This window comes from Halorubrum sp. Hd13, from assembly GCF_002252755.1.
GTDB lineage: Archaea > Halobacteriota > Halobacteria > Halobacteriales > Haloferacaceae > Halorubrum.
The window spans coordinates 1-18,709 of the sequence record NZ_NHOY01000096.1 but is presented as its reverse complement, the minus strand read 5'-3'; the positions used below and the strand labels follow the sequence as shown (position 1 = coordinate 18,709).

At 70.6% G+C, this 18,709-nt stretch carries 18 protein-coding genes; 11 read left to right on the top strand and 7 right to left on the bottom strand.

What is annotated here, in order from left to right:
• The first annotated feature begins 58 nt into the window (after positions 1–58).
• The 4 genes from DJ81_RS12530 (at position 59) to DJ81_RS12515 (ending at position 5,313) form a co-directional block, all read left to right on the top strand.
• Positions 59–1,219: a BMP family protein gene (locus DJ81_RS12530; protein WP_094589968.1), complete on the top strand. Its 1,161-nt coding sequence runs from the start codon at positions 59–61 to the stop codon at positions 1,217–1,219.
• A 128-nt stretch (positions 1,220–1,347) separates the two neighbouring features.
• Positions 1,348–2,976 (top strand): ABC transporter ATP-binding protein, encoded by a 1,629-nt coding sequence (locus DJ81_RS12525; RefSeq protein WP_094526143.1) that lies wholly within the window; start codon positions 1,348–1,350, stop codon positions 2,974–2,976.
• The gene (locus DJ81_RS12520; protein ID WP_094525610.1) at positions 2,973–4,220 is read left to right on the top strand and encodes an ABC transporter permease; all 1,248 of its coding nucleotides are present in this window, start codon (positions 2,973–2,975) and stop codon (positions 4,218–4,220) included. The genes DJ81_RS12525 and DJ81_RS12520 overlap by 4 nt, the downstream gene beginning before the upstream one ends.
• A complete protein-coding gene (locus DJ81_RS12515; RefSeq protein ID WP_094526141.1) occupies positions 4,213–5,313 on the top strand; it encodes an ABC transporter permease in 1,101 nt (366 codons plus the stop codon). Before DJ81_RS12520 ends, DJ81_RS12515 begins: the two co-directional genes overlap by 8 nt.
• A gap of 22 nt (positions 5,314–5,335) precedes the next feature.
• Here DJ81_RS12515 and DJ81_RS12510 read toward each other — a convergent pair whose 3' ends face one another.
• The gene (locus tag DJ81_RS12510) at positions 5,336–5,659 is read right to left on the bottom strand and encodes a hypothetical protein (RefSeq protein WP_094589966.1); all 324 of its coding nucleotides are present in this window, start codon (positions 5,657–5,659) and stop codon (positions 5,336–5,338) included.
• A gap of 179 nt (positions 5,660–5,838) precedes the next feature.
• On the opposite strand from DJ81_RS12510, the gene DJ81_RS12505 reads away from it, so the two are divergent.
• Positions 5,839–7,209, top strand: coding sequence for a geranylgeranyl reductase family protein (locus DJ81_RS12505; RefSeq protein ID WP_094525605.1), 1,371 nt, complete (start codon positions 5,839–5,841; stop codon positions 7,207–7,209).
• 42 nt (positions 7,210–7,251) lie between these two features.
• Here the strand turns inward: DJ81_RS12505 and DJ81_RS12500 are convergent, their stop codons facing one another.
• From DJ81_RS12500 to DJ81_RS12485, 4 genes are all read right to left on the bottom strand, one after another.
• The gene (locus DJ81_RS12500) at positions 7,252–7,554 is read right to left on the bottom strand and encodes a hypothetical protein (RefSeq protein WP_094525603.1); all 303 of its coding nucleotides are present in this window, start codon (positions 7,552–7,554) and stop codon (positions 7,252–7,254) included.
• Between the two features lie 47 nt (positions 7,555–7,601).
• Positions 7,602–7,880 carry a winged helix-turn-helix domain-containing protein gene (locus DJ81_RS12495; protein ID WP_094525601.1) on the bottom strand — a complete coding sequence of 93 codons (279 nt, stop codon included), beginning with the start codon at positions 7,878–7,880 and terminating at the stop codon, positions 7,602–7,604.
• 151 nt (positions 7,881–8,031) lie between these two features.
• Positions 8,032–9,312 (bottom strand): amidohydrolase, encoded by a 1,281-nt coding sequence (locus DJ81_RS12490; RefSeq protein WP_094525599.1) that lies wholly within the window; start codon positions 9,310–9,312, stop codon positions 8,032–8,034.
• Positions 9,313–9,423: 111 nt separating this feature from the next.
• On the bottom strand, positions 9,424–9,756 hold the full coding sequence (locus tag DJ81_RS12485) for an uS10/mL48 family ribosomal protein (protein ID WP_094525597.1): 333 nt from the start codon (positions 9,754–9,756) through the stop codon (positions 9,424–9,426).
• Between the two features lie 160 nt (positions 9,757–9,916).
• Here DJ81_RS12485 and DJ81_RS12480 point away from each other — a divergent pair, with 160 nt between their 5' ends.
• The 3 genes from DJ81_RS12480 to DJ81_RS12470 all read left to right on the top strand — a co-directional run bounded on the left by DJ81_RS12480 (position 9,917) and on the right by DJ81_RS12470 (position 11,695).
• Positions 9,917–10,363, top strand: coding sequence for a bis(5'-nucleosyl)-tetraphosphatase (locus DJ81_RS12480; protein ID WP_094526139.1), 447 nt, complete (start codon positions 9,917–9,919; stop codon positions 10,361–10,363).
• 105 nt (positions 10,364–10,468) lie between these two features.
• A complete protein-coding gene (locus tag DJ81_RS12475; RefSeq protein ID WP_094589964.1) occupies positions 10,469–11,464 on the top strand; it encodes a DUF5787 family protein in 996 nt (331 codons plus the stop codon).
• A 21-nt stretch (positions 11,465–11,485) separates the two neighbouring features.
• Positions 11,486–11,695: a hypothetical protein gene (locus tag DJ81_RS12470; RefSeq protein WP_094525592.1), complete on the top strand. Its 210-nt coding sequence runs from the start codon at positions 11,486–11,488 to the stop codon at positions 11,693–11,695.
• Between the two features lie 124 nt (positions 11,696–11,819).
• On the opposite strand, the gene DJ81_RS12465 is transcribed toward DJ81_RS12470, so the two are convergent.
• Positions 11,820–14,891: an FAD-binding and (Fe-S)-binding domain-containing protein gene (locus DJ81_RS12465; RefSeq protein WP_094558465.1), complete on the bottom strand. Its 3,072-nt coding sequence runs from the start codon at positions 14,889–14,891 to the stop codon at positions 11,820–11,822.
• 174 nt (positions 14,892–15,065) lie between these two features.
• Between DJ81_RS12465 and DJ81_RS12460 the strand changes: the two genes are divergently transcribed.
• The 3 genes from DJ81_RS12460 (at position 15,066) to DJ81_RS12450 (ending at position 18,312) form a co-directional block, all read left to right on the top strand.
• Complete coding sequence (locus DJ81_RS12460; protein WP_094558464.1) at positions 15,066–15,614, top strand: LUD domain-containing protein; 549 nt, start codon at positions 15,066–15,068, stop codon at positions 15,612–15,614.
• Positions 15,607–17,841, top strand: a complete 2,235-nt coding sequence (locus DJ81_RS12455) for an LUD domain-containing protein (RefSeq protein WP_094589962.1) — start codon at positions 15,607–15,609, stop codon at positions 17,839–17,841. Before DJ81_RS12460 ends, DJ81_RS12455 begins: the two co-directional genes overlap by 8 nt.
• A gap of 165 nt (positions 17,842–18,006) precedes the next feature.
• Complete coding sequence (locus DJ81_RS12450; RefSeq protein ID WP_094525585.1) at positions 18,007–18,312, top strand: PRC-barrel domain-containing protein; 306 nt, start codon at positions 18,007–18,009, stop codon at positions 18,310–18,312.
• 4 nt (positions 18,313–18,316) lie between these two features.
• Here DJ81_RS12450 and DJ81_RS12445 read toward each other — a convergent pair whose 3' ends face one another.
• On the bottom strand, positions 18,317–18,640 hold the full coding sequence (locus DJ81_RS12445) for a hypothetical protein (RefSeq protein WP_094525584.1): 324 nt from the start codon (positions 18,638–18,640) through the stop codon (positions 18,317–18,319).
• Positions 18,641–18,709: the final 69 nt, after the last annotated feature.

Sequence of the window (18,709 nt, the reverse complement as noted above, 5' to 3'; positions counted from 1 at the left end):
GCTCTCGGGCGCCGAGAGCGACGAATTTATGCCGTGTTCCCACTCCCTTGTACCTGACATGGTATCCGACCTCGATCGGCGGCGGTTCGTCAAGGCGGCAAGCGCAGCGGGCCTCATCGGCCTGGCGGGCTGCAGCGGCGGCCCGAGCGACGACGGCTCGGACGGCTCCGACGACGGTTCTGACGGGTCCGACGGCTCCGACGGGATGGACGGCAACGACTCGGAGGACGGGTCCGACGGCGAGGACGGCGGGAGCGGCCCGGCGGCGAACGTCGGGATGGTGTACGCGACCGGCGGCCTCGGCGACGGGTCGTTCAACGACCAGGCCCAACAGGGAGCGATACAGGCGGAAGATGAGCTCGACATCTCGTTCCGGGAGGCCCAGCCCGACGAGGTGTCGCAGTTCAGCACGTTCCAGCAGCAGTTCGCGGAGTCGACCGATCCGGACTACGACCTGGTGTGCTGTATCGGCTTCCTCCAGGCCGACTCGCTGTCAGACACGTCCGAGTCGTACCCGGACCAGGACTTCATGATCGTCGACTCGGTCGTCGACGCGGACAACGTCGCGAGCTACACGTTCAAGGAACACGAGGGATCGTACCTCGGGGGCCTCATGGCGAGCCTGCTCACCACCCGCGACTTCTCGGCGGGCGCGGGCTCGACTGCGGGCGACTCCACGAACGTCGGCTTCGTCGGCGGCGTCGAGTCCGACCTGATCCGGAAGTTCCAGGCCGGCTTCGAGGCGGGCGTCGCCGCCGGCAGCGACGACGTCGACGTCAGCGTCAACTACACCGGGAGCTTCAACGACCCCGCGGCGGGTCGCGAGGCGGCGACCGCGATGTACAACAGCGGCGCCGACATCGTCTACCACGCCGCGGGTAACACCGGAACCGGCGTCTTCCAGGCCGCGCAGGAGCAGGAGAAGTTCGCCATCGGCGTCGACCGCGACCAGTCGGTCACGCGCCCCGACTACGCCGACGTCATCCTCGGGAGCATGGTCAAGCGCGTCGACACGGCCGTCTACAACGCGATCGACGCGACCGTCGACGAGGAGTTCCCGGGGGGCTCGAACGTCGCGCTGGGCCTCGACAACGAGGGCGTCGCGCTCGTCTACGGCGACCAGCTCGGCTCCGAGATCCCCAGCGACGTCCAGGACGAGGTCGCGACCGCGCGCGAGGACATCATCGCCGGCGACATCGACGTCCCATCGGAGGTCTAACGCGGCGCGACGTCGACGTTCCCGCCGAGATGTAGCGCTCGGGACAGGTACTCCGGTCCGGTGTACCGCCCGGACCGGAGCATATCCAAACATATTCACCCGCCCTCAAACCAGAGGGTACTAGACCAATGGCCACAGCCGTCCACCTCGACGGGATCACGAAGCGGTTTCCCGGGGTCGTGGCGAACGACGACGTCGACCTCGAAGTCGAGCGCGGCACCGTCCACGCCCTCCTCGGCGAGAACGGGGCCGGCAAGACGACGCTGATGAACGTTCTTTACGGCCTCTACGAACCGACGTCGGGGGAGGTACGGCTCGACGGCGAGCCGCGCGAGTTCGGCTCGCCGCGGGACGCGATCGACGCCGGGATCGGGATGATCCACCAGCACTTCATGCTCGTCGACCCGATGACCGTCACCGAGAACATCACGCTCGGCAACGAGCCGCGGAAGTGGGGCGGGCTCGCCGTCGACCGGGCGGGATCGCGCGAGGCCGTCGTCGACCTCGCCGACCGCTACGGGTTCGACATCGATCCCGACGCGCGGATCGAGGACGTTTCCGTCGGCGAGCAGCAGCGCGTCGAGATCCTGAAGGCGCTGTACCGCGGCGCCGACACGCTGATCCTCGACGAGCCGACCGCCGTGTTGACCCCCCAAGAGGTCGACGAGCTGTTCGACGTGCTCACCGAACTCACCTCACAGGGCAAGACGATCATCTTCATCACCCACAAGCTCGGCGAGGCGATGCGCGCGGCCGACGAGATATCCGTCCTCCGAGACGGACGGAAGGTCGGGACCGTCGACGCGGACGCGACCAGCCAGGAGGAGCTCGCGGAGCTGATGGTCGGTCGCGAGGTCCTCTTGGACGTCGACCACGGGACCGCGGAGACGGGCGAGGTCGTCGCCTCGGCCTCGGACGTCGTCGTCGAGGACGAGCGCGGGGTTCGCGCGGTCGACGGCGTCTCGTTCGAGGTCCGAGCCGGCGAGGTGTTCGGGATCGCCGGCGTGGACGGCAACGGGCAGTCAGAGCTCGTCGAGTCGGTGACCGGCCTTCGGACCCCCGACGCGGGCGAGATCCGGTTCCGCGGCGAGGACGTCACGACCGCCTCGCGGCGGCAGCGAATTGAGGCCGGCATGGCGTACATCCCCGAGGACCGGCAGGACCGCGGCCTCGTGATGGAGTTCGACCTGGTCGAGAACGGACTGTTGGGGAGCCAGCACGGCCGCGAGCTCGCCTCCAACGGTCGGATCGACTGGCCGAAGACGCGGGGGCACGCGGAGGCGATCATCGACGAGTACGACGTCCGACCGCCGGACGCCGACGCCGAGGCGGAGTCGCTCTCCGGCGGCAACCAGCAGAAGTTCATCGTCGGCCGGGAGTTCGAGCGCGACCCCGAGCTCGTCGTCGCCTCCCACCCGACCCGAGGGGTCGACGTCGGATCGATCGAGTTCATCCACGAGCGGCTGCTGGAGCTCCGTCGCCAGGGCGTGGCGATCCTCCTCGTCTCCTCGAAGCTGGAGGAGGTACAGGGGCTCTCGGACCGGCTGGCCGTCGCCTACGAGGGCGAGTTCGTCGACGTGGTCGACCCCGACGAGACGACCGAGGAGGAGCTCGGTCTGCTGATGGCCGGCGAGCGGCCGGGAGACGACGGCGGGGGCGGAGGGGGACCGGCGGCGTCGGAGGGCGGAGACGCGGGGGAGACGGAGTCGGACGCGCCGACGGAGCTCACGGACGCCGCGGACGGTGAGCGCGCGTGAGCGCCGCCGACCGCGCGCGGGACGCGCTCTCTCGGCTCGTCGACGCGTCAGCGACCGAGCGGATCCTGATCAGCACGGCGGCGCTCGTCCTCTCCGTGCTCATCGGCGCGGTGCTGGTGCTCGTGGCCGGTCGGATGACGACGTGCACCGCCGGCGAGGCGGTGTACTACTTCGGCACCGGGTTCTGCTACGACCCCGTCGTCGTCTTCGACCGCCTCTTCCTCGGAGCGCTCGGCGACCCGTTCAGCGGCAGTTGGTCGCCGAACGGGCAGTTCGCGGTCACGCTCCGGGAGTCGACGCTGCTTCTGTTCACCGGGCTCTCGGTCGCGCTGGCGTTCCGCGCCGGGATCTTCAACATCGGGACGCAGGGACAGATGGTCGTCGGCGCGCTGGCGACCGCGCTCGGCGTCCTCTGGGCGTCGTCGCTCGTGTCGGGGACCCTCGGCACCGTCGTGTTGATCCCGTTCGGGCTTCTCGTCGGCGCGGTGTTCGGCGGACTCTACGGCGCGGTTCCGGGCCTGCTGAAGGCGTACGCCGACGCCAACGAGGTGATCACGACGATCATGCTCAACTTCATCGCGACCGGGGTCGCGCTGTATCTGGTCAGCGGGATCTTCAAGGACCCGAACAGCGCCGCGAACCAGACCGTGCCGCTGCCGGAGTTCGCGCAGTTCCCGGCCCTGCTGTTCGGCGGCCGCCAGGACTTCTCGATCGTCGCGCTGCTGTTCGGGCTCCTCGCCGTCGGCGCGCTGTACTACGTCCTCGAGCACACGGCCTTCGGGTACGACGTCCGGACGAGCGGCGTCCAGCCCGAGGCGGCCGAGTACGGCGGCGTCGACGCCAAGCGCACCGTCGTCGCGAGCCTGACGCTCTCCGGCGCGCTCGGCGGCATCGCCGGCGCGATGTACGTGATGATGGTGCTCGGAACGTTCCAGACGGGGATCCCCGCCTACGGCTTCGACGGGATCACCGTCTCGATCCTCGCCGGAAACAACCCGCTCGGCGTCGGCATCGCCGCGCTGCTGTTCGGCGTGCTGAAGAGCGGGACGACGGTCGTCCAGTTCGCGACCGACGTTCCGCCACAGCTCGTGGGGGTCCTCCGCGGGCTCATCATCCTGTTCGTGGCGATGCCGGAGTTCTTCCGGCTTCTGGCCCGCGGGCTGCCGGGCGCGGGATCGAAGCCGAAGGCGGTCGCGACCGACGGCGGCACCGACGGCGACCGGGGGGGTGAGGCCGATGAGTGACGCGCCCGCGGACCGCACCGACTCCGGGACCGCCGCCGGGAAGGCCGAGGGAGCGGGCTTCCTCGACCGCTACACGACGCGGGCGCTCGTCGCCGGCGTGACGGTCGCCGCGGTCGTCGCGCTTTTGATCGCCGGGCTGCTGTTCCCGGACTCGATCGCCGGGACGCTCTCGGACGCGCTCACGAGCCGGAACACGCTCGCGGCGGCGCTGCGGCTCTCCGTGCCCATCGCGTTCGCCGCCCTCGGCGGGATCTTCGCCGAGAAGTCGGGCGTGATCAACATCGGGCTGGAGGGGCTCCTGATCATCTCGGCGTTCAGCGCCATCTACGTCGCCGACCTCACCGGCGGGGTCTGGGTCGGCTTCGCCGGCGGGGTGGTCGCGAGCACGCTGCTCGCGGCGCTGTTCGCCGTCGTGACGATCGGGTTCCGCGCGGACCAGATCATCGCCGGGCTCGCGGTCTGGCTCATCGCGCTCGGGCTCGCCCCGTTCGCCTCGCAGGTGATCTACGGCAGCCCGAACACGCCGACCGTGGCGACGTCGCCGTCGATCACGGTGCCGGTGCTCGCCGACATCCCGTTCTTCGGCGCGCTCTTCTCGGCCTCGCCGTCGGTGTACATGCTGTTCGCCGCCGTCTTCGGCTCGTGGTACGTCTTCGAGCGGACGGCGTTCGGCCGGTGGATCCGCGCGAGCGGCGAGAACCCGAAGGCGCTCGACACCGCGGGCGTGAGCGTCACCCGCGTCCGGTACGCGGCGGTGCTGATCTCGGGCGTGCTCGCGGGAATGGGCGGCGCGGCGCTGTCGCTCGACCTCGGCCAGTTCACCGGCAACGGCCCGACGATGGTCAACGGGAAGGGGTTCATCGCCATCGTGGCGTACCTGTTCGGGAACTACAACCCGGTCGGGGCGTTCCTCTCGACGATGCTGTTCGCCGGGCTCGACGCGGTCCAGACCGTGCTCCAACTCCAGGGGATCGGGATCCCCCGCCAGCTCATCCGGATCACCCCGTTCGTGGTGGTCATCCTCGTCCTCGCCTTGGTCGGTCGGACGCGGCTCCCGGAGGCGGCCGGCGAGCACTACGAGACGGAGGAGTGAGGCCGGCGTCGCGGTCCGCGGGTCACTCCCTTTCGGCGCGGTCGCGGATCGCGCTCGCCGCCTCGCTGACGGAAAGCTCCTCGAGCTCCGCGAACGGGAGGTCGACCCCGTCCACGTTGACCCCTTCGAGTCGTGCGATCTCGGCGACCTGGTCGGGAGAGTCGAGCGCCGCGATCGTCTCCTCGACCGACTCGGTCGACCGGCCGTACCACGAGGCGAGTTCGCCCGCCCCGATTCCCTCGTCGTACGCGACGGCGAGCATCGTCGCGGCGGTCGTCTCCCCCTCGCGGACCTCCGGGAGCCACGCCCGGAGCCGGTCCGTGTCGACGTGGTCGAGTCCGGTCATAACCGGCTTCAGGGGCGCACGTCCGTTAAAAACGAGGGCCGGACGGGGGAGCGCCGCTCACCGGGAGCGGTCCCGATCGCGATCCGCCACCGAGCGTCGGCTCCCGTCCCTCGTGTCGGTTCCGAGGGGACCGAATCGGGAACAAAGAGTTTTGCCACCGGGGGAACGACCCACGTGACATGACCATCGACGAGTACGACGTCGTCGTGGCCGGCGCCGGGACCGCCGGCTGTTACGCCGCTGCGACGATCGCGAACGAGGGGCTCGACGTCGTCATCGTCGAGCGGAAAGACGAGGAAGAGGCGGGCCACATCGCCTGCGGCGACGCCCTGAAGGGCGCCGACGCCTTCCCGGAAGCCATCCCGAAAGAGCGGCTCGAACCGGCGTTCACGAACACCGGCGTCGACCACGGCCGGTTCGAGATCCCGCAGGAGGACACGGTCCTCGAGATCCCCGTGCCCGGCGAGCTGGCGGTCATCGACCGCTGGGAGTACGGCCGCCGGATCATCGCGGGCGCCGAGGACGCGGGCGTGGAGTTCCACTACGACACCGTGATCAACGACGTGGTTCAGGCCGTCGACGGGCGGGTCACGGGACTACGCGCGAAGCGGGCGGGCGAGCCCGTCACCTACGAGGCCGACCTCGTGATCGACGGCGCCGGGTCGCTGTCGCTGCTCCAGGACAAGGCGGACTTCGAGGGGACGACGTTCGACACCAACGTGCGCTACTCGCAGTTCTGCTCCGCGTACCGCGAGATCGTCGAGGTGCCGGAGCCGGTCGAGTGGGACGACGCACTCGTCTTCAAGGCGACCGACCGCGCCGCCGGCTACCTCTGGTACTTCCCGCGGACCAGCACCGAGATCAACGCCGGGCTGGGGTTCCAGATGAACGAGGAGCCGATGCAGCTCGTCGAGGCGCTGAAGCGCGACCTCCGGGACCGCCCCGAGTTCGAGGGCGCCGAGGTCCGCGATAAGCTCGGCGCCGCGCTCCCGACCCGCCGCCCGTACGACTCGGCGGTCGCGCCGGGGTACATGGCGGTCGGCGACGCCGCGGGCCACGTCAACCCGACGACCGGCGGCGGCATCGCCGGGGCGGCGTACGCGGGCAAGTACGCCGGCGAACAGGCCGTGAAGGCGGTCTCCGACGGCGACGTCAGCGAGGAGAACCTCTGGCGGTACAACACCCGCGTGATGGACCACTTCGGCGGGCGCTACGCCGGGCTCGACGTGTACAACGTGCTCTCGACCGCGGTCGACGTGGACGACCTCATGGGGCTGCTCGCCGCCCTCCCGGGCGAGAAGCTCGCGGAGGCGCTGTACGAGGGCTCCACGTCGATGTCGTTCGGGCTGAAGCTGAAGGCCGCCGTCAAGAGCTTCGGCTACTGGGGGACGATACGGAACTTCTACCAGACGAAGTCGCTCGCGGACGAGCTGCTCGCGCACTACGAGTCGTACCCGACCAGCCCGGCGGCGATGGCGAACTGGACCGGCGAGCGCGACGCGATCATGGACCGGATCTACGAGACGACCGGCGCCGACGCGAAGTACTGAGCGGGCCGGTCGACCGGCCGGTACCCCTCCGAGGCCGCGCGTTCAGTCCCACGTCACCCACATCAGAAACGCCAGCGCGACCGTCTGGAACACGTGGACGACGACGTTCGCCCGCCACGCGAGCGACGGCATGTCGGTCGCGAACCACCCGGCCAACACGGGGTGATACAGGTAGAAGTACAGCGACAGCGCGTTCTGCGCCAACAGCACGGCGCCGAACGCCGCGAGGCCGATCGAGTGCTTCGAGCGGAACGCGAGGTAGTTCCGCGCCCACACCCACGTGAGCGCGGACAGCATCGCGACGTTGACGGCGACGCTGACGCGCGCGACGTCGACCCACTCCATCGCTCACACCCCGGGCGCGCCGTCGCGGTCGCGAGGGGTCGTCGCAGTCATACCGGGAGCCCGTCGGCGATCTCCTCGACGAGGTCCCAGTGCCGCCGGGTTCCCTCGGTCGGGTAGTACACCGTGCCGTAGCCGTCGCCCGTGCGCTCGACGACGTCGTGCTCGCGGAGCACGTCGAGGTGGTGCCGCACCGTCGTGTAGTCCAGGTCGAGGTGCTCGGCCAGCTGGTTCGCGTTCCGCGGCCGGTCGTCGATCGCCGTGAGTATCCGGACCCTGTTCGGGCCGCCGCGGGTGCCGGTGAGCACGTACCAGAGGGCGGCCTCCATGCCTCGAACGAGGGGTTCGCGGCGCCTAAACCTACCGCCGGAGGAAGCGATCGCACCCGGTGCGAGCCGCCCGCCTCGGCGATCGCGGCAGCGGTCGCGGCGACGAGCGCGGCCGGTCGCGACCGTCACGCGTCGGCGCGCCGCGTCGGCCTCACGGACGCGTCTCGGCGACCCGCAGGATCGCCCCGCTCAGCACGTCGATGCCGATCGCGATGTCGCCCTCGACCACGTCGAAGGTGCTCGTGTGGTGGCCGCCCGGATGGTCGGTGCCGACGCCGACGTAGCAGGCGAGCCCGCCGTTCTCCTGAACCGCCTGCATCAGGTAGGTGGCGTCCTCGGAGCCGCCGAGGTCGTCGCTGTCGACGACGCTCGTGACGCCCGCGGTCTCGCCGGCGACCCCGCCGACGATCCCGGCGAGCGCGTCGTCGCTGGTCGCGCTCGGGGCCTCTCCCTTCGTCGCCACGTCGACCTCGCAGTCGTGCATCGCGGCGGCCGACTCCAGGATCCGATCGGCGTGGTCGGACATGTACGCGGCCAATTCCGTCGTCGCGCCCCGGAGCTCCCCCTCGACGTACGACTCCTCGGGGATGATGTTCGTCGCGGTGCCGCCGCCGACGAGCCCGGCGTTCACCCGGGTCGGACCGTCGGCGTGGCGGGGGATCGCGTAGAGGTTCTGGACCGCCGCCGCCATCGCCTGGACGGCGTTGCGTCCCTGCTCCGGTCGCGCGCCGGCGTGGGCCGGCGCCCCGGTGAACTCGGCGAGGAAGTGCCGGACCGCGAGGAATCCGTCGACGCCGCAGACGACCTCGCCGGAGGGGTGATCCAGGCCGACGTGGACCGCGTACAGGTAGTCGACGTCGTCGAGGTGGCCGGACTCGGCCATCGGCTTCCCGCCCGCCACCTGCTCCTCGCCGGGCTGGAAGAACACCTTCAGCGTGCCCGCGAAGTCGGAGTCGAGCACCGCGTCGAGCGTCCCGAGCCCCATCGTCGCGTGGGCGTCGTGGCCGCAGGCGTGCATGAACCCCTCGCGCTCCGAGCGGAACCCCTCGGTGACGGGGGCGTGGTCGGCGTCCTCGGACTCGCGGATCGGCAGCGCGTCGATGTCGACGCGGAGCCCGATCACGGGACCGTCGCCGCGCTCGACGACGGCGACGCAGCCGGTGTACCCCCCGGAGAGCTCGTCGACGACGTCGGGGTCGGCGCCGGCGTCGCGGGCGCGCTGCTCCCACGCGGCGAGCTCGTCGTCGTCGGGGACGTTCATGCGGTTTTCGGTCGCGAGAGCGTCGCGGCCGACGTGCAGCTCGGTCAGGTCTCGTTGCCTGAGCTCCTCGACGATCCGGGCGGTGGTGTAGAACTCGCGCCACGCGGGCTCGGGGTGGCGGTGGAGGTCGCGGCGGAACTCGCGGTAGGCGTCGGATTCGAGCGCGCTCATGGGCGTGTGTGGCCTCGCGCGGGCTTAAAAGATCCCGTGGCGGAACCGACGGGCCGCGGCCGTCGCGGTCGCCGACGAGGACCGAACCGCGAGGCCGCCGCCCGTATAAAATCAGTCCCGGCGGTGGCCGAGCGGCTTCTTCTGGTCGACCTCGACCTCGACGTGGATCGAGTCGGGGAAGTCGCGGCCGACGACCTCGCGGGCGACGTCGTCGGCGCCGTGGATCTCCATCGAGCGCTTGTACACCGAGTAGCTCCACGGCGAGAACTCGTCGCCGGCGCGGAGCTGTTTATACAGCGGGACGCGGACGGTCTCGGCGGGCGTGGCGTGCGGGCCCTTACACTCCGCGCCCTTGCGTTCGAGCGTCGACTTGAGGTCCGCCACCGTCTCGGCGAGCACGTCGCGGTCGCCGGAGGCGAAGGAGAGTTTCGTGACGAATGTCATGGCTGGGGGTCGTCAGCCCATCGTCGGCGGAGGGGTAAAAGCGCATCTACCCGCGGAGCCCGGGACCGACGGCGGTCGGCCCCGATCGGCCGCTCCGACGCCCGCCGCGGCGTTCGCGAGTCCGACACGCTCTTTAAGGGTGCTTGCTTACCTGACGCTAATGACGGTCGAAGCGACCAGTGCCGGAGCCATCCTCTTCCGCGACACCCGCGGCGAACGGGAGTACCTCCTCCTGAAGAGCCGACCGGGGGACTGGGAGTTCCCCAAAGGCGGGGTCGAGGGGGACGAGGAGCTCCAGCAGACGGCGATCAGGGAGGTGTCGGAGGAGGCCGGAATCGAGGATTTCCGGCTGATCGACGGCTTCCGCAAGGAGTACGACTACGTGTTCGAGGCGAACGGTAACACCATCCACAAGACGGTTCACCTGTTCATCGCGCGCTCGTTCGAGGCGAGCGCCGAGATCTCGAACGAGCACCGAGACCTGCAGTGGCGCGACTACGACCAGGCGCTCAACACGATCACCCAGAACGGGCCCCGCGAGATCCTCGAGGACGCTCACGACTACCTCGACGAGCGGAAGGACGAGGAATCCGGCGACTACGTCTGAGCGGTTCCGCCGCATCGAGGCCGTCGACCCCGTCCGAGCGGGCGACCGACGCCAGAGCGATAACGCGGGCGGTTCGCTTTTAACTGGTGCCGCACTACCGAAGTCGTGACTCCGGACGCCGAATTCGGCTACGAGCTCCTCGTCTGCCGGTACGCCGAGCTGGCGTGGCACCCGAGCGGCGGCCCGCGACCCGCGATCGTCGCCCGGCAGCTCGGCACGAAGGAGCGCCGCTGGGACACGGTCGTGATCGAGGTCGACCCCGCCGCGTTCGCGGTTCGGCGCGCCTTCGGCGAGCGGGCCATCGACTCCGACCTCCTCCACGTCGTCCGCCACGCGCCGGCGGAGTGGTCGTGGTACCGCGACGCGCTCCCGCACCCCGGCTACCCGTGGCGCTACGTCCGGCGGGCGGTCCACCGCGCCGCGGGCCGCGACCTGATCGAAAAACGCCGGCGGAACAACCGGATCCAGCTCCGCCGGAAGCGGCCGTACCCGGACTGGGTCGACCGGATCGTCGCGGTCGAGAACAAGCCCGACTTGGACCGCTCGGCGGCCGACCGGCTCGCCGACCAGCTCGCCCACGACGTCGACACCGCCCTCGCCGACGAGGCGTGGCTCGCGACCGAGACGACGGGCGAGCGCGTCGAGCCCGCGCTGCTCCGCGAGATGCCGGTCGAGGCCGGGATCCTCGCGACCGACTTCTCCGACGGCGTCCGCGCCGACGCGGCGAGCGTGGCGTGGCACCCGAGCGACCTCGCGCCCGCAGGCGACGAGCGTCGCGACCCCGAGACGGAGACCCTCCGCGTGGAGATCGCCGAGCGCGCCTACGGGAAGGGGTGGCGCTCGTACCACGAGACGATGCGCCCGGACTGCCGCCACTTCGAGCTCCGCCGCGAGGGGCGGTCGCTCGTCCCGCACTGCGCCGCGAAGGAGAAGGTTCCGACCGCGCGGGAGTGTTCGGGCTCCTGCCCGGAGTTCTCGCCCGAACCGCCCCAGTGGCGAACGAGGGGGTGGCCTATCGAAGGCGGTCCCGGGAAGGGGTTCAAGCGGGTGCTAGGGCGACGTCGCGAGCGCGAGCGGGACCGCGTCGAAAGCGTTGAGTGAGCGGCGGCGCCAGCCGGGTGTATGCGGTTCCCGAGCCCCTCGCTCCCCGAGTACGCGCTCAACACGGCGGTCGTGGTCCTCACGCTGGCCGTCCTCCAGTACACCGGGTGGCTCTCCGACGACCCTGCCGGACTCGATCCGGCGTTTCTCGCGGTGGTCGCGGTGACGTTCCCGGCGTTCTCGTACCTGATCGCCCTCGTCACGGCGAACGTGCGCTCGAACGCGGGGTGAGGCGCGTCGAGACCGACCGAGCCGCCCGCGGGCGCCCCGTAGCCACCGGCGAGGGCAACGCGGCAGCCGAGCTTGACGCCGCCGTAGCCCACGTCGACGCGACCACCACCGACGCCGGCGCCGCTTACGCCAGCGCGGCCGCGAGCTTCTCCACCGGGTGCGGCGGCTCCGGGGCGCCGGCGTCGCGCTCCTTCAGCTGCGTCCGGCACGAGGCGCCGGGGGCGACGACCGCGTCGCCGTCGCTCTCCGCGACCTGGTCGAAGAGGATCCGGCCGATCGCCTTGCTCATCGAGTAGTGCTCGGCCTCGTAGCCGAACGAGCCCGCCATCCCGCAACAGGAGGAGTCCAAGGGGTCGACGCCGTAGCCCGCGCGGCGGAGCACGCCGACCGCGTGGTGGTCCTTCTTCGTCGCCTTCTGGTGGCAGTGGCCGTGGTACGTGAGCGACTCCGTGGGGGCGTCGAGGTCGATCGCCTCGTCGAGCCGGTGGGCGTCGACGTACTCCATGACGCCGTAGGTGTTCTCCGAGACGGTCGCCACGTCGGCGTCCGGCACGTCGCTGGCGTCGCCGTCGAGCAGGTCGTGGTAGTCGGACTGGAGCATCACGGCGTCGGTCGGCTCCACGACGACCACGTCGCGGCCGTCGCTGACCTCGGGCGCGAGCGTCTCCACGGCGTCTCTCGCCGCCGCGCGCGACTCGTCGAGCATCCCCTTCGAGTGCGGCGGGCGCCCGCTCCCGTCGACGTCCGGGATCTCGACGTGGCAGTTCGCGGCCTCCAACACCCGGACCGCGGCCTTCCCGGCGCCGGGGTTCGTGTAGGTGGTGTACACGTCGGGGAACAGGAGGACCTCGCGGTCGGCCTCGTCGCGGGGAACGCCGGCGCCGCCGCGGGCCTCGAACCAGTCCGTCAGCGTCTCAGAGCGGAACGTCGGCAGGTCGCGCTCCTTCGCGATTCCCAGGGCCTTCTCCATGACGAGACCGGCGCCGGGAATCTTCCCCGGGAGGTTCGAGAGCGGCGCGAGCTTCGAGCCGAGCGGCGCGAGCGACTCGAAGTTGCCGAGCAGTCGCGTCCGCAGGTCGATCCCGTGCTCCTCGTGGTGGGCGTGCTCGACCTCGGCCTTCAGCTTCGCCATGTCGACGCCGCTCGGGCAGTCCACCTTACACCCCTTACAGCCGACGCAGAGGTCCATCACCTCCGTGACGAACTCGTCGCCGGTGGGGTCGTCGGGCAGATCCCCCGAGATGGCGCCCCGAAGCATGTTCGCTCGGCCGCGAGTCGCTTGGATCTCCTCCTCCGAGGCGCGGTACGTCGGACACATCACCCCGCCGGTCGTCTCCTGTGGCCCCCGACAGCCGCCGCAGCCGTGACAGAGCTCGACCATCCCCTGCATCCCGTTGTCGATGGCCCACTCCATCGCGGGGTCGAAGCCGGCGTCGTAGTCGTACTCCGAGTCGAACCGGAGGTTCTCGCTCATGTCGAAGTCGCCGCAGACGTTCCCGGGGTTGAGCAGCCAGTCGGGGTCGAACGCGGTCTTGAGGTCGCGGAACGACCCCCAGAGCTCGTCGCCGTACAGCTTCCGGTTCCACTGGGTCCGAGCGTGCCCGTCCCCGTGCTCGCCGGAGACCGACCCGCCGAGCCGGACCACGGCGTCGGTGACGCGGTCGGCGATGTCGACCATCGCCTCGACGTCGTCGACCTCCTTCGTGTTGATCAGCGGCCGGATGTGGAGCACGCCGGGGCCGGCGTGCGCGTAGAACGTCGCGAACGTGCCGTTGTCCTCGAGGATCTCCTGGAACTCGCGGGTGTACTCGGGGAGGTGCTCCGGCGGGATCGCGCAGTCCTCGATGAAGGAGATGTGCTTCTCGTCGGTGGTCCGCGAGAGGAGGATCGGGAGCCCGGACTTGCGCATCTTCCAGAACCGGTCGCGCTGCTCGGCGTCGTGCGCCTCCATCGCGTGGACCGCGCGGCGCGGCTGGCTCGTCACGTCGGCGGCGCCCTCGCTCGGGTTCGACTCCGTCTCGGGCCGGGGACGGTCGTCGGTCGCGCCCACCCGGTCGGCGACGAGGTCCGCGACCTTCTGCTTCCCGTCCGCGTCGCCCTCGGCGTAGAACTCGACGAGGAGGACGGAGCTCGTCCCCTCGGGCAGCATCCCGACGACGTCGGCGAACTCCGGCGTGTCGGCGGCGAGCCCCAGCAGGACGTCGTCCATCACCTCGACGGCGGCGGGGTCGTGCGCTAAGATCGGCGCCACGTCCTCCATCGCGTCGAGGAGGTCGTCGTACGTCAGCAGCGCGACCGCCTTCGTGTGGGGGATCTCGACGAGCGAGACCGTCGCCTCGGTGACGGTCGCGAGCGTCCCCTCGCTGCCGGCCATGAGCCGAGCGAGGTTGACGACGCCCGCCTCGCCGTACTCGCCGCGGTGCTCGGCGAGCAGCCGATCGAGGTTGTAGCCGGAGACGTTCCGCTTCATCTCGGGGTAGCGCTCGTCGATCTCGTCGGCCTCCTCGTCGAGGATCCGGACGGTTTCGGCGTGGATCCGCGGGAGGAGCGCGTCGGCGTCGACGTCGGCGGACTCGCGGAGGTCGTCGACGGCGACCTCGCCGAAGGTCGTCACCGTCCCGTCCGCGAGCACGACCTCGGCCTCCTCGACGTAGTGGTCCGTCTTCCCGTACTTCAGCGAGTGCGAGCCGGTGGAGTTGTTACCGATCGCGCCGCCGACCGCGGACTTGTCGCGCCACGCCGGGTCGGGCGCGAACTTCAGCCCGTGCGGCTCGACCGCCGCGTTGAGGTCGCCTACGTACGCCCCCGCCTGGACCCGGGCCGTCGCCGCGTCCGGGTCGGTCGAGAGCACGGAGTCCATCGAGTCCGTGAGATCGAGGACGACCGCCTCGTTCACGGTCTGCCCGGCGAGCGACGTGCCGCCGCCCCGCGGTAGCACGGGGATCCCCTCGGCGAAGCAGTACTCCTGGACCGCCGCCACGTCCGCGGTCGATTCGGGCATCACGACGCCGATGGGCGTCACCTCGTACGCCGAGGCGTCGGTCGCGTAGAGCCGCTTCGAGTAGTCGTCGAACCGCACGTCACCGTCGACTCGGCGTTCGAGCGCGGCCACGAGCTCCGGACGCTCGGTCTCGCCCCCGGTGTAGTCGAAGTCCCCCCCGTCCCGCGGGTCCGGGTCCGGCGTGTTAGTTGCCATGAGAAACCTTCACGGTCGAACTATGAAAAATCCCCTGACCCCGCAGAGCAGACGGGAACCAGAACCGGTCGGGAGCGCGAGCGCCCGCCGCGGCGAGCGACGGGGCGGCCGCCGGAATCACCGACGCGCGGGAGCCGGCGGAACACCCATATATATCCCGTTGAATAATGACGTATGTCAGTCGCCGACCGCTCGACGTTCAAGCGTCGTCTCGACTCCCTCGGCGTGATCGTGACCGAGGGGACCGAGAGCGAATGCGCGGAACTGATCGACGAGGCCGCCGGCGACCCGGCGGTCGGGGTCGAGCTCGACGCCGGCTCCCTTCCGGACCGGATCGAGACGGACCCGACCACGGCCGAGTTCCGCGCGGCCCACACCGGCGTCACCGACGCGTCGCTCGGGGTCGCCGCGTACGGGAGCGTCGCGATCGAGGCCGACGCCGCCGGCACGGAACCGGTGAGCCTCTTCGTCGACCGCCACGTCGTCGTCCTCCGCGAGGCCGATCTCGTCCCGGACATGCCCGACGCGTTCGAGTGGCTCGGCCCGAAGGCGCGCGACGAGTCGGTCGACGTGGTGTTCGCGACCGGGCCGAGCGCGACCGCCGATATGGGCGGGCTCGTCCACGGCGCACACGGACCGAAGGAGGTGCACGTGGTGCTGTTGCGGGAGGGCGACGCCGGCGGACGCGACTCCGTGTCGTCGGAGGTGACCGCCGATGAGTAGCGACGCGGCCAAGGGGGACCGCATCCGCGAGCTGATGGCGACTGAGGGCGACGCGGTCGCCGAGAACACCCGCGGGTTCAATCGGGGACGGTACGAGTCGACGGGGCGGCTCGACGACTACGAGGAGCTGAAGGCGGAGGCCCGCGAGATCAAGGAGGACGCGATCGCTCGGCTCCCGGAGCTGATCGACGAGGTGAAAGCGTCCGTCGAGGCCAACGGCGGCACCGTCTACGTCGCCGACGACGCGGCGGACGCGAACCGGTACGTCACCGAGCTGACCGCCGAGGAGCGCGACGCCGACCGCCTCGTGAAGTCGAAGTCGATGACCTCCGAGGAGATCGAGGTGAACGAGGCGCTTGAGGCCGAGGGCGTGGAGGTGATCGAGACGGACCTCGGCGAGTGGGTGCTCCAGCTCGCCGACGAGGCGCCCTCGCACATCGTCGCGCCGGCGATCCACAAGTCCCGCGAGGGGATCTCGGAGCTGTTCGCGGAGCGGTTCGACCTCGACGACCCGCCGGAGACCGCCGAGGAGCTCACGATGTTCGCCCGCGAGCGGCTCGGCGAGCTGGTCGAGGGCGCCGACGTGGGGATGACGGGAGCGAACTTCGTCGCCGCCGACTCCGGCACCATGCTGCTCGTCACCAGCGAGGGCAACGCCCGGAAGACGGTGAGCGCGACGGACACCCACGTCGCCGTCGCGGGCGTCGAGAAGCTCGTCCCGACCGTCGAGGACTTCTCGCCGTTCGTCGAGCTCATCGGCCGCTCCGGGACCGGGCAGGACGTGACCTCGTACATCTCCACGCTGACCCCGCCCGTCGACTCGCCGGTGCCGGACTTCGAGAGCGACGACGAGCCCCTCGCCGACGGCTCGGGCGACGACCGCGACTTCCACCTCGTGCTCATCGACAACGGCCGGATGGAGATGCGCGAGGACGAGCAGCTGAAAGAGACGCTGTACTGCATCCGGTGTTCCGCCTGCTCGAACGCCTGCGGGAACTTCCAGAGCGTCGGGGGCCACGCCTTCGGCGGCGAGACCTACTCCGGCGGCATCGCGACCGGGTGGGAGGCCGGCATCGAGGGGCTCGACACCGCCGCCGAGTTCAACGACCTCTGTACCGGCTGCTCGCGGTGCGTCCCGGCGTGTCCGGTCGGGATCGACATCCCGTGGATCAACACGGTCGTCCGCGACCGCATCAACCGCGGCGAGGCCGACCCGGGCCAGACGGACTGGATGTTCGAGGAGCTGGTCCCGGACGAGGAGCCGGCCGGGCTCGACCTGGCCACCCGCCTCGTCGGCAACTACGAGACGCTGGCGAAGTGGGGGAGCCGGACCGCGCCGGTCGCGAACCGGCTCTCGGACGCGGGGCCGCTCCGTGCGCTCGCCGAGCGGGTCGCCGGGATCGACCGCCGCCGCGACCTCCCCGAGTTCGCGAGCGAGCCCCTCGTCGACTGGTTCGCGGCCCGCGGCGGCGCCCGGGTGCCGGCGGCCGAGGCCGAGCGCGAGGCCGTGCTCTACCCCGACACGGCGACGAACTACGTCGACGTCGACCGCGGGAAGGCGGCCGTGCGCGCGCTGGAGGCGCTCGGCGTCCACGTGCGGGTCCCGGACCTCCCGGGGAGCGGCCGCCCGCCGCTCTCGCAGGGGATGATCGCGACGGCGGAGTCGGCCGCCGAGGACGTGTACGCCGGGCTCGCGACTCACGTCGACGCCGGCCGCGACGTGGTCGTGATCGAGCCGAGCGACCTCGCGATGTTCCGGAGCGAGTACGAGAAGTTCCTCCCGGAGACCTCCCACGAGCGGCTCGCCGCGGCCAGCTACGACGTGATGGAGTACGTCTTCGGCCTGCTGGAGAACGGCGGGGACCCGGCCGCCCTGCGCGCGCCGGTCGAGGGCACCGGCCCGGTGGCGGCCGGCAAGCGCGTCGCCTACCACCCGCACTGTCAGGCGCGGACGATCGGCGTGGGCGAGCACGCCACCGCGGTGATGGAGGCGCTCGGCTACGACGTGCGCGTCTCCGACACCGAGTGCTGCGGGATGGCCGGCTCGTTCGGCTACAAGAACGACTACTACGAGCTGAGCATGGACGTTGGCGAGCCTATCCGCGAGCAGTTCGGCGACACCGACCGCACCGTCGTCGCCGCCGGCACCTCCTGTACCGAGCAGATCGACGCGCTGCTCGGCGACGCGCCGATGCACCCCGTGGAGCTGGTCGCGCCGCGGGAGTGAGCGGCCGGGACGGGCGGTCGGGGTCGTCTCCGACGCTCGCCGACCCTCGCTGGCCCTCGCCGACCCTCGCCGCCGGCCTCATCGCCCCCGACCGCCGAGCCGCCCGTCTGACGGGCGTCGTTCGACAACGAACGCTTAATAGGCGCGCTCCTGACCGTATGTGATATGAACGCGGCCCCACAGGAGATCACGTCGCTCGTCGGTCGTGAGGTGTACTCGAACAACGGCGTTTTCGTCGGCGAGATCGAGGACGTGCGCCTCGATCTAGACGCGCAGGCGGTGACCGGACTCGCGCTCGCGCAGCTCAACCACGAGCTGTTCGCCGGGCGCGTCGAAAGGAACACGGGCGTCATCGTCCCGTACCGGTGGGTACGCGCCGTCGGCGACGTCGTGCTGATCAACGACATCATCGAACGGCTCGACACCGGCGGCGACGACGAAGAGGAAGCCGAGATCGGCCAGTCCGCGTAGCCGATTAAAACGGGAGCGCGTCGCGGAGGCTGGTGAGGAAGCCGCCGCCCTCCCGACGCTTGCGGTCGAACACCGGGTACAGCGCGTCGAGAAATTCGGTCTCGTTCTCGAACCGGGTCTGTGGCACCTCGTTTAGCGCCTCGGAGATTCGGATCGTGCGGCCCTTGGCGTCGTACGGAATCGCGCCGTCCTCGAGCGCGTCGACGATCTCCTCGTCGGTCGCGGGGAACGAGACGCCGGCCTCCTCGACCCGCTCATCGAGCACGGCGATGCCGAACTCGATCGCGTCGGGCTCTGAGGAACCGCCGCCGGGTGGGCGTGCTGCCATCGGAGGGTCGTACTCGCTCGGTCCTTTTTAAACCCATGCCCGCGCCGAACCCTCGTGTTCAGATAAGCT